Origin of the sequence: uncultured Bifidobacterium sp. (assembly GCF_949292005.1) — a bacterium.
Lineage (GTDB): Bacteria > Actinomycetota > Actinomycetes > Actinomycetales > Bifidobacteriaceae > Bifidobacterium.
On the sequence record NZ_CASEXV010000013.1, the window covers coordinates 1 to 11,037 of the forward strand.

The 11,037-nt window shown below is 57.7% G+C and carries 11 protein-coding genes and 3 tRNA genes; 4 read left to right on the forward strand and 10 right to left on the reverse strand.

Features of this window, described 5'->3' with window-relative positions:
* Positions 1-172 precede the first annotated feature (172 nt).
* The 4 genes from Q1X90_RS00465 to Q1X90_RS00480 all read right to left on the reverse strand — a co-directional run bounded on the left by Q1X90_RS00465 (position 173) and on the right by Q1X90_RS00480 (position 4,148).
* Positions 173-418, reverse strand: coding sequence for a hypothetical protein (locus tag Q1X90_RS00465; protein WP_300765698.1), 246 nt, complete (start codon positions 416-418; stop codon positions 173-175).
* A 647-nt stretch (positions 419-1,065) separates the two neighbouring features.
* Positions 1,066-1,137: transfer RNA gene (locus Q1X90_RS00470), tRNA-Glu, on the reverse strand.
* A gap of 91 nt (positions 1,138-1,228) precedes the next feature.
* Complete coding sequence (gene trmB, locus Q1X90_RS00475) at positions 1,229-2,086, reverse strand: tRNA (guanosine(46)-N7)-methyltransferase TrmB (protein WP_300765708.1); 858 nt, start codon at positions 2,084-2,086, stop codon at positions 1,229-1,231.
* Positions 2,087-2,297: 211 nt separating this feature from the next.
* A complete protein-coding gene (locus tag Q1X90_RS00480) occupies positions 2,298-4,148 on the reverse strand; it encodes a glycoside hydrolase family 13 protein (protein ID WP_300765699.1) in 1,851 nt (616 codons plus the stop codon).
* 85 nt (positions 4,149-4,233) lie between these two features.
* On the opposite strand from Q1X90_RS00480, the gene Q1X90_RS00485 reads away from it, so the two are divergent.
* The 3 genes from Q1X90_RS00485 to Q1X90_RS00495 all read left to right on the forward strand — a co-directional run bounded on the left by Q1X90_RS00485 (position 4,234) and on the right by Q1X90_RS00495 (position 5,367).
* A complete protein-coding gene (locus tag Q1X90_RS00485; RefSeq protein ID WP_300765700.1) occupies positions 4,234-5,064 on the forward strand; it encodes a DUF4190 domain-containing protein in 831 nt (276 codons plus the stop codon).
* Positions 5,065-5,172: 108 nt separating this feature from the next.
* Positions 5,173-5,246 (forward strand) — tRNA-Asp (locus Q1X90_RS00490).
* A gap of 45 nt (positions 5,247-5,291) precedes the next feature.
* Positions 5,292-5,367: transfer RNA gene (locus Q1X90_RS00495), tRNA-Phe, on the forward strand.
* Positions 5,368-5,480: 113 nt separating this feature from the next.
* Here Q1X90_RS00495 and Q1X90_RS00500 read toward each other — a convergent pair.
* From Q1X90_RS00500 to Q1X90_RS00510, 3 genes are all read right to left on the reverse strand, one after another.
* The gene (locus Q1X90_RS00500) at positions 5,481-5,996 is read right to left on the reverse strand and encodes a low molecular weight protein-tyrosine-phosphatase (RefSeq protein WP_300765701.1); all 516 of its coding nucleotides are present in this window, start codon (positions 5,994-5,996) and stop codon (positions 5,481-5,483) included.
* Positions 5,997-6,035: 39 nt separating this feature from the next.
* Positions 6,036-6,701, reverse strand: coding sequence for a dihydrofolate reductase (locus Q1X90_RS00505; protein ID WP_300765702.1), 666 nt, complete (start codon positions 6,699-6,701; stop codon positions 6,036-6,038).
* A gap of 63 nt (positions 6,702-6,764) precedes the next feature.
* Complete coding sequence (locus Q1X90_RS00510) at positions 6,765-7,637, reverse strand: thymidylate synthase (protein WP_300765703.1); 873 nt, start codon at positions 7,635-7,637, stop codon at positions 6,765-6,767.
* Positions 7,638-7,888: 251 nt separating this feature from the next.
* Here Q1X90_RS00510 and Q1X90_RS00515 point away from each other — a divergent pair, with 251 nt between their 5' ends.
* Positions 7,889-8,302: an OsmC family protein gene (locus Q1X90_RS00515; protein ID WP_300765704.1), complete on the forward strand. Its 414-nt coding sequence runs from the start codon at positions 7,889-7,891 to the stop codon at positions 8,300-8,302.
* Between the two features lie 132 nt (positions 8,303-8,434).
* Here the strand turns inward: Q1X90_RS00515 and Q1X90_RS00520 are convergent, their stop codons facing one another.
* From Q1X90_RS00520 to Q1X90_RS00530, 3 genes are all read right to left on the reverse strand, one after another.
* On the reverse strand, positions 8,435-9,451 hold the full coding sequence (locus Q1X90_RS00520) for a universal stress protein (protein WP_300765705.1): 1,017 nt from the start codon (positions 9,449-9,451) through the stop codon (positions 8,435-8,437).
* Positions 9,452-9,641: 190 nt separating this feature from the next.
* Entirely contained in the window at positions 9,642-10,265 is a 624-nt protein-coding gene (locus Q1X90_RS00525) for a C40 family peptidase (protein ID WP_300765706.1), read from the reverse strand.
* Between the two features lie 241 nt (positions 10,266-10,506).
* Positions 10,507-11,037, reverse strand: a 531-nt coding sequence (locus Q1X90_RS00530) for a CHAP domain-containing protein (protein WP_300765707.1), incomplete at its 5' end; no start/stop codon positions are given.

Consider the following 11,037-nt stretch of genomic DNA (forward strand, 5'->3'; position numbering starts at 1 on the left):
CACGCTCCCCAGGTTCCCTTCCCATTCATTCAAGATATGTCCAATAAAAATCTGGAAGAATAGGCATTAAACCGAAAACACGAACCACCCTCATCTCCAAAAAGCGGCTTGATAAGAACAAAAACAACCAATTCCTGCTCTCGTCAGAGCAGACACAACGGAACGGTGTGATTCACAACTTCTTCTTGAGCGCATCCCGCCGAGGAACCAGCTCAGCCATCTTTTTTGGCTTCTTTTCGGCGAACTGCGTGTAGAGAGTATCAAGTTTATCGTTATAGTCTGTTGGCAAAAACCGATCCGCACCCTCAAGATTCGCAGTATGCACCTGCTGGAGCTGCTGCTTCACAGTGTTATAGCTTTGGCTTACACCTGCACTGTTATCCAACTCCAACGATTGGATATCTTCTTTATATGACATTAATCCCCCCCGTTATATTTTAGTGTCCATACAGCACAGAGAAATGTTCTTCCACTTTTTTTTATTTGTCAAGCATCGGCATTTTCCCTAAGTATTGTTTCGACATAATAACAGAAGTTTAATTTTTAAATTATTGCGAATGACAATTTATTATATTTGTGACATACATAATATTACTCTACAGAAACTTGCCTAACAAAAAGGGAATGCCAGAAAATATAATATGTAAATTCCCTATATCGTAATTGCAAAAACGAATATTATTTAGTATTCATTACTTCACAATGAAGCGCGAAAGTAGAACAATTGGATCCCAACGCTCTTCATTGCAGAAGACCTAAACGGCATCATCCTGACAACACATCTTGGACGCGCAACTCGAGCATATGCCACTTCAGCCGCGTCATCTTTCAGAGACTACACCTTCGAAATAGCTCACATAAACGGATGATTCCACAGCACTGACAATGGATTCCGAAGCTACCTGAATAAAACCGGCATGAAAACCCTCTCCGCAATCATGGGCCGGATTGAGACTCACATTATACAGGTGGCAAATGGGGCATAATCACCGCCATTAATGCTGCAGCAATCAGCAGGAGAAACTACTCATCGCTTCGCTTTCAGCTCTGATGGACTGGCCATCGTACCCCCTGAGAGAGTCGAACTCTCGCTGTCAGATTGAAAGTCTGGTGTCCTAACCGTTAGACGAAGGGGGCGACACAAATAGTTAATGCTAGCTGTCGCTCACTTTCCTCGCAATCGCGGCGTGTTGGACCATAAATCATCAGACCATCGATCATCAGACCGTCACGCTGTTGGGCGGTCAGCCTCGTGATGACCAGCGGCCCGGTATGTGAAATCGTGGATCACTCGTCCGGCCCGCAAACCCTTGCGCTCGAAGTTCGTCAGAACACGGCCATCGAATCGTCTCGACTCCTTGAAATCTCCATGCGGCAACGCCGAAGCCTCATCGGCGTTGCCCTTACCGACATGTCCGAGGGGAAGGCTCACAACGAGGTCTCCCGAATTGCTGAAGTCGCGGCGCTCATCCATCACCTCGTGAACATGAAGGGCATAGTCTTCGATGTCGGTGGCTATGCGCCACACCCCATCATCGGCAAGCGAGCGCCGGACCGAGTCCGCGAACCCCTCCTGCACGAGGCGGCGCTTATGATGACGCATCTTGGGCCACGGATCGGGGAAGAACGTCCACACCTCGCTTACGGTTCCCACGGAGATAACCGCCATCAGATCAGGTGCGTTGACCTGTGCGATGCGCAGATTGTCCACGTCCGCCTTGCCTGCCAGCAGCATCGTGTGCGCGACTCCAGGGTCATACACCTCGACGGCAAGGAAGTTGACCTCAGGGTGGCTCCGAGCCGCGGCCACAATGTTTTCCCCCTGACCCGTGCCGACCTCAACGACAAGCGGCCGACTGCGGCCCCACAGACAAGCCACCAGAGACGCATCCAGCACGAAGCCAGGCCTCACATCGAAAGAACCTGCACCGTCCGACGCAACCAACAGATAACGGTCACCGTATTTCTCCCGGGCACGGCGAAGCCTGTCATCAAGCCGGCCCGATCTTCTTACGAACGACAACACCCGGTGGACAGGGTGCCCGTTGTCATCCCCCCTATCGCTCGAATCGGAATTGACGGTCAATTCACCATCCTCCAACCCGACACCGGCCACAATGGCATCGTTCTCGGATTCCGCATCACTCTCTCCATATCGCACGCATCCACTGTATACGAGTCATTGGCGCCCTGCGGCCCTCGTTGATGGACACACCCGATGCCTCATGCCCTATTCGAACGCATAATCGCCAGACGAGACCCAGCATCCGCCGACATCCCCGAACCACCGCCAGCCGTCACCACCGCGGAACCGAAACCTGCGGAAGACTCCAGACACCCGCCCCCGCGCGGCCGAACGATACCGCCCAGTCGTCGCCGCGTCTTTCCAGCTTTCCACGTCCGTACACCCGGATTGGCCCATCACCCTCATCAGCGGCGAGCGTCTCCGCATCGATCGCGGCCATCGTCCCTGCGTCCCGAGAAACCACGACAAGCAACCTCTCATCCGACGTCTCTCTGACGAAGGCTATGACATCGTCGTCGGCAAGAACCCATCGCATCCCTCCCGATGTGAGGGCAGGATGCGCGCGTCGAAGCTGAAGAAGATCGCGGTACACACACCCGACACCGCCGTCATGACGGCCATCCTCACCCCAATCCATGCACACGCGCGCACCCTCGCCGGTCTCCCCTACCGCCCCCTGCTCATCACCGGCAAAAACCATCGGTACGCCCGGATACGTCATCTGCAAAGCGACCGCGGCGTCAAGCCGATCACGGTCATCGACGATGGTGGCGATTCGCGCGGTGTCATGACTGTCGAGAATGTTCCACTGCGCGGCGGCGACCTTCCAGGGCACCCGGGATATCGCGCCACGCAGGGACACGACCGTCGCCCGGCCCGAACGACGACGAAGCGGAATCCCGGACTCCATATAGTCGATTGCGCACGACGGATCGCATAGCCACGCCCACGCCGGCCTCGAGAACCCCCCATAGTTCATGGCCGCCTGCCACCCGTCGCCGCGAAGGTCGGCGGATGGATCCTGATGCATGTATTCGGCGATCAACACACCCTGCCCGTCCAAGGAGTCATCGATGGTCCGCCTTATGGCGGTGGCCACGCGATGGTTCACATCGACCGTCCCATGCCGTCCGACCTGATTCGCCACGTCGATACGCCATCCGTCCAACCCAGAATCTCCGAGCCAACGGGCCGCCAACGAACGGGGACCTCTGACCATCCGGTCCATGAGAACATCCGAACGCCAGTCCAATTTCGGCAACGAGCGCACTCCTCGCCATGACACATAGTCATCCGGCCAATGGGGCCACATGTAGAATTCACGCTCCGGGCATTCCGGATCATGTGATGCGGCTTGGAACCACTCATGCCCCACTCCCGTGTGGTTCAGCGTCAGATCCCCCAGAAGATGCATTCCCCGTCCATGTACCGCACGCGCCAGAGACTCCAGCGCATCGTCTCCCCCCAGCAGCGGATCGACATGGGCGAAGGTGGACGCGTCGTAGCGATGAACCGACCCGGCCGTGAAGAACGGCGTGAGATAGATGGTGGAGAATCCCAAATCGGCTATATGGTCAAGATGATCCTCGACGCCCTTCAGGTCGCCGCCATACCACTGACGCCCCGTGTCGTATCCGTGGCCCAGCGGCGCCTCGCCCCAAGGCATGCGTATGGCCCATTCAGGCTTGCGCAGATCCTCATAGCGCTGAGAACGGGAAAACCTATCGGGGAATATCTGGTAGACGGCTCCGGAGCGCTCCCACTCCGGAGCCGCGTCAAAGACGGTGATGCGGAAGTCGCTCGAATCATCGATCTCGCGACGCGCGACCCCCGAGGCCGTGAGCCAATCAAATGCCCCATCATCCCGCGTGAGCATGAACCGATACCATGTCACGGGATTCACCACACGTAAGGACGCCTCATACCAATCCTCATACCGTGTTGCGGATATCCTCCGCATGGGCTCCATATGAAACTCCGCATCCTCCGTGCTGCGCAAGCGGACGGAGGTGTATGGCGAACCATGGATGATTCGTACGCGAAGCCGAATGGACTCGCCCAGGGAAGGGGTCTCACTCGACACATACAACGCCGATCCATCATGATGCGCCCACTCGTTCATAGCCCGCATATCCTCTCACCCATCGTTTGTCCACTGACTTCAGTGCGATTATCGCCAATTCCACGGTGGAAATTACGATATAGCCATGAGCGATAACACACCAACCACACCGAATCCGCAATCCTCCCCATTCAGCGGAGACCCTTCAGGACAACAGCCCTATGGACAACCCTCCCCGAAACCCGGGAGCAGCTCTCCGCAACAGAACGGTTCACCGCAACAGCAGGGCGGGGATTCAACCTACCCGGACGCATCCCATTATTCGCAGACGCCACGCGAAGGTGCGCCATATCCCACGTCCAACGGAAACGATCACCCCTATGGATATGGCAACCAAGACACTTCTTACTTCCAACAACCCACTTCGACTCCCGGACAACAATGGAACGGGCCCGCGGGCCCCGCCGGATATCCTCCGTATGCAACCAACGGATACGGCGGATATCCCCAGTACCCCGCCAGCGGGCCCTACTCCAATCCATACGACATGGCCAGCGACCGTTGGAACACTCTGTGCATCGTCGGATTCATTCTCACTTTCATCATCCCAGTGGCGGGATTGATCCTCTCGATAATCGCCTTCAACCAGATCAAACGGACCGGGGAAAAAAGCCGTGGACTGTCCATCGCCGGAATCATCGTCGGAGGAATCTCCACGGTTTTCTCGATTCTGGTGATACTCGCCATCTTCTGGCTCATTGGGTTGACCGCCATAGGAACCGTGTCCGATGATGGAACGACATCATATTGCTATGGAAACGACTGCTCTCAGACACAGGACGATTTGACCGCCTCGGATAATGAGCGGTACGCGACGGACAGCCAGAACACCAACGCCACAATCATCCCCGCGATTCTTCAGGTATCCGTGAACACCTCCGAAGCACTCGCATACAGACCAATCGCGCAGCTCTGACGTAGGACGAGACCACTCCGACAACCGACACCCCGGAACACGCCGGGACCTTGCGAGTCGACGAAGTATCTGTAATATATCCACTTGGCTGCTTTTACAGCGGCCATCGGCCCCGTAGCTCAGCTGGTTAGAGCGCCGCCCTGTCACGGCGGAGGTCACCGGTTCAAGTCCGGCCGGGGTCGCGGTGGTGAAAAAGCCCGGTAATTCCGGGTTTTTTTAACTGTCATGGCTCTGTAGCTCAGTTGGTAGAGCGAACGACTGAAAATCGTTAGGTCAGCGGATCGATGCCGCTCGGAGCCACCATATCATCCCCCACAACACTTGGAAACACTGGTGCTAGGGGGTTTTATATACCGCAGATGACATGTTTCAGATATCACGACGCGCGTCCGGGCCACACTCGGAGAGCAACGCCACTACCCCAGCCTGTTTTTGACCCACTCGACGATGTAGGGCGCGACCTGATCTATCTGATTGATGGCGACATTGAACTCATGCGGGCCTCCGTACCAAGGATCCACCAGGTCCATCCGCTCGTCCGGGCCAAGGCCATCAGCAGCCAGCGAGGGGTCGAAACTTCGGTACATTCGCACTGCGGAGCGATCCTCGGGCGGCAGCATGCGCAGCAACGCCCTCATATGCGATGCGGTCATGGGGAGGAACAGATCGGTTCGATCGATCTCCTCACGATCAATGCGATGCGCGGCATGATGCCGGGGAATCTCATACCCACGCCCACGAAGCACGCGTACGGCCCGCGGGTCGATGGGATGCCCGAATTCCTCATCGCTCACACCACTGGACAGGACATCGACCTTCCCGGACATTCCCGCATCGGCGAATCGTTTGGCCAGAACTATCTGCGCCATCGGGGAGCGACAGATGTTCCCGGTGCACACGGTCATAATCGTGTAGCGATGGTCGTCGGTCATGACTCTCCCTCTCAGATCGGCAAACGGCCGGGAAACCGGTCAGCGTATTCTTTGGTATGTGACGAAGCGGTAGCCGCGAATCAGACCGCCAGCATCCCGCGGCGTGCGCCATGCGCCATCATCCTCCACACGCCACTCGCCCCTCGATACAAGCTCGTCCATGTCGGGGGCATAGGTGTCCGCATCCACCCGCGCATGGATCCGCGTCACATACGCTCTTGACGCCACAGGCAGGATCTGGCGGAAAATACTCGACCCGCCGATGACCCAGATCTCACTTCGATCCATTCCGTCGTCGGGAATGGCCTCCTGCCGAGCGAGATCCAACGCCGCCTCCAAACCGCCCACAACGGTCGCGCCGGCCGCCGATAGATGCGGATCATGCGAGACAACGATGTTGTCGCGGTTGGGCAAAGGACGGTGCTGCGGATCGAGGGACTCCCATGGTCCCCGGCCCATAATCACCGGATGCGATACCGTCAACTCCTTGAACCTCTGCAGATCCTCGGAAAGATGCCAAGGCATGCCGCCTTGGAAGCCAATCGCACCAGGTCTTCCGGACATGTCCGACGCCTGCGCCCATATCAGATTCACCGAGAATGTCTTGGGGAAATCGTCCCCCCAATCCTCCCCCGCGTCATCAGGCCCGGCATATCCGGGCTCGGGTTCGTGATAGCCACTACGGCTACTACTGTCATGCTCCATTTCACTGCGCTCCTTGGACTCAAGACTGGGTCATTAGTGTAGCGTTCGGCTCAGACCACGTCATCACACCGCAATCGGCGCGTTGATTGTGGGATGATGCCGGTAGTTCTCCACGTGGAAATCCTCATACCGGTAATCACTCAACGATGCGGCCGGATCGATTCGAAGAGTCGGGTATGGGTAGGGCTCCCGCCCCAACTGCTCCAGCACCTGATCGACGTGATTGTCATAGATATGGCAGTCCCCCCCGGTCCACACGAACTCGCCCGGACGCAGCCCGGCCTGTTGCGCCATCATGCACGTGAGTAGCGCATAGGAGGCGATATTGAAGGGCACTCCAAGAAACATATCGCATGATCTCTGATACAGCTGGCACGACAACCGTCCGTCGGCCACATAGAACTGGAACAACGCATGGCAGGGAGGAAGAGCCATATTCTCAACCTCGGCGGGATTCCATGCGCTGACGACCATACGCCGCGAATCCGGATTGTTCCGTATCAGGTCGAGGACGCGCTCGATCTGGTCGATGGTGCGATTTGGCTCCTCAGGAGTCGGAGCGGGCCAGCTACGCCACTGAACGCCATAGACAGGTCCCAGATCGCCGTTCTCATCGGCCCACTCATCCCAGATATGGACGTTGTTCTCCTGAAGCCAACGCACGTTGCCGGATCCTTTGAGGAACCATAGGAGCTCGTACGCCACCCCGCGAAAGAACACTCGTTTGGTTGTGATCAAAGGGAAGCCGGCTCCTAGGTCGAACCTCATCTGCCTGCCGAACAACGAGATGGTCCCCGTGCCGGTCCGATCGGACTTCAACGTCCCCATCAAGAGGGTCTCACGTAAAAGATCTTCGTAAGGCGTGGGCAGATCGGACCGCGGACGTCGTGGCACACGCGAACGGATATCGTCAAGCTCCTTTGTGGTCAAAGACATGCGCACCATCCTACCCACACCCGCCCACAGCGGACCGCGGAAATCGATCACAGGCGACGTGATCCGCGGCTTGCGAAAGAGATCGTCCATTTACGGACGCGATCATCATCCAATCTTTTCACCGTGGGACGGACGCGCGTCCCACGGTTGACCTAGTGAACTAGAGTTGGCACATGACAGGGCGGGCACCGAGTCATGGCGTCAGGTCACCACACAACAGGTCACCACACAAACCACATAAGGAGGATCGCATGGGTAAGCGCATCTGGGTCGAGAGGAACAAGGACGGCTCCTGGGACGCCTTCAGCGAGGACGGCGCGCATGTGAAGTTCGGTCACGGCAAAGGACTTTTCACTCCCGGCGATTTGATGAAGGTCGCTTTGGCGGGGTGCGGCGCACTCTCCAGCCAGTTCGCCATAGAGCACAGCATCGGTGAGGGACACGGCGCCCGGATCGTCGTCGACGGGACATATGACGACGACAGCGACTCCTACCTCGCCTTCGAGGAACAGATCACCGTGGACGCCGCCGATGCCGATTTGAGCGCAGAAGATGCCCGAAAGCTGGATGAACGCATCCGTCGCCACATCGACAAGAGCTGCACCGTGAAACACACGATGGAGCAGGTGACTCCGGTCCGTCTGGATGTCGACATCCGCCAGTAACCACCACGCCACCCACCCGATGCTTATTGGTCGCCGTCGGGATTCCGTCGCATTCACAGAACCGGTCGTCCGACCCCATCTACGGGATTGGACGACCGGTTCCGTTGTTTCGCGTTCTATTGACGCATGGTTCTATTGACGATTGTCATGCAGCGGATCGATGCTCGCCTCTATCTCATCCGCCTGACGCGAATCCGCGGTGGGCACGGACACCTCGGTGACGCCCGACACCTCTGCGCTGGACCGTTCATCCGACGGACGTGACTCCTCGGCTTCGACATACTTGCGCGGAACGACGTACACCGGACTGACGGCATGCTGAATCAGCCCCTGACTCGTCGATCCGAGGATGAGCCCCGTGAACCCGCCACGACCACGTGATCCGACAACAACGACATCATGGTCTCGGCTCGCCTTGGTTAGCGCGGCCACCGCGTTCCCTGGAACCACCGTTTTGGTGATGCGCAGCGAGGGGTATCTTTTCTGCAGTGGTTGAACCCTGTGATCGAGATCATCAAGATAGGCGGCTTCCACGTCGTCGCCGTCGGCGCCCTGCACGTGCGGAACAGCCGATATGACATCAAGCTCCGCTCCCCAGCCGTCGGCGAACCCCGCGGCTATCTCAAGGGCCTTCATACCCCACATGGATTCGTCCGCGCCGACCGCCACCCGGGATATCGTGTTGTTCAGATGCATGAGATTGCCATCGTCGTCGGTGTATGGGACGACCACGATGGGGCAATAGGCGTACGCGGGCAAAGAGGAGCTGGTGGTGCCCAGAAGCCTCTCCGCGAGGCCTCCCTTGCCTCGGTTGCCGATGACTATGAGGTTGTAGTTGCGTGACAGCTCGACGAACACCGAGGATGGGTCCCCCGTGACGATAAGAGTGACGGCCTCGACGCCCTGCTGGTCGGCTATGGCCTTCGCCTTGGAGAGAATCTCCTGCGCGTCATTATGCGCCGCCTTGTCGTCGCCGAAGGCGGTGTAGGTGGCATCGAACGACACCGCCGCATAGCTTGGCAGCGAATACGCGCAAACGATCTGAAGTGTGAGTCCGGCGTGTTTGGCATAGTTGGCGGCCCACCAGGTTGCTTTGTAGCTGGCGTGCGAGCCGTCGACTCCGACAAGAATGGCCTTTTCGTTGATCATGACGACCTCCTTTGGCGGACGACGGCTTCGAAATGCGCCGTCACCAGTGATTTTACCCGCACCACACGGAAGACGTCACTCTTATGGATACGGCCTTCGAGAAGACGCATCCCTTCGACTCCGGACGAATCGGTTCAAAAACGTCCGCCGCGCATAAAACCATGCGCGGCGAACATGAAGACAGCTGTGTTCAGACGATCCTGCGAACCGAATAGGACCCTGTATACACCTCAGTGCCAGTGATCTGAGTGCCAAGACTCTCCGTCAGCGCACTGATGATCAGACCATTGCCCAGATAGATTCCCGAATGTATCCCGTTCGCCACGATATCGCCTGGCTGCGCTTCGGAAAGGCTGGACACTGCGGTTCCCACCGTCGCCTGCTCTCCGGCCGTCCGCGGAAGCGTGATTCCGAACTGTGAATAAACGTATTTGACGAACCCAGAGCAATCCCATCCAGGGTTCGGAGTCTGGCCGCCATACACATATGCGTTGCCCACATACTTTGTGGCGAGGGCGCTGATTGCGGCACCCGTTGCTGAGCCGCTGGACGTGGACGAAGCGGCTGACGACGATGAGGACGACGTGGACGAAGACGAGCTGGAGGAACTCGAGAGGCTCTCGCGATCCTCGGATCTGCTGGCCGCCGCCTGCTTCGCCTTCTCGGCCGCCTTCTTCGCTGCCTTCTCCTGCGCCTGCTCGGCCGAGGACTTCGTCTTGGGAACGCTCAACGTTTCGGTGTAACTGCTACGGCTGGATGAGCTGCCCCCCACGGTGACCGATGTGGACTCGGCAAGCAAATTCCTACGCGCCACGTTCCCCTTCGGGAAGGAACGCGAAGAAGTGACGACGACCGAACCGGTGTCCGCAAGCGACATTGGCGCGAACACGGCAAGAATCATGGCGACCGCCATAAAAATGACGATCGACAATAGAGGTCTGCTTATGATCTTCATCAAAACGAAACAATACCACACACAAATTCACCACATATATCGAGGGGCACGCCATGCCCGGCAAGACAGGACGACACGCCGTCCATGGACGCTCTCAACGTCAGTAGTGGATGTATCGAAAGGCGGAAGCCTCACTTGCCGTGAAGGTTCGGTTATAGGTCTTGCCCGACATCCCGGCGTTCGTCTCCGATGTGACAACCGACCCATCGGAGCCTATCGACTCCACAATCGCCACATGCCCATAGGTTGAATCCGCACCCGCCTGCCCTGCGGCGAACACGATGATGTCGCCTTTGTGCCGCGGCGTTCCATCCACCCAGTATCCCAATGATTTTGCGGAATCCGCCCACATCCGACCATCGCCGAGATAGGAGCCCACGGGCAGCCCCAACTGGGTTCGACGCACATACACCCACCAGGTGCACTGACCGAACTCATAGGCATTGCCCACGTCACCCGTTTTATGATTTGCGTTAAAGCTCTTCGGAAGGGCCGACGAATCCTTCTCCATCAGCGCCGCGACTTTGGTGTTCGACGCGGTTGACGCGGACATCTTCGACACGTCCAACGTGGAATTGGACTCTCCCAGAGTCCATTCGCCACCGCTTCCGGATGAGGACGATGAGCTGGA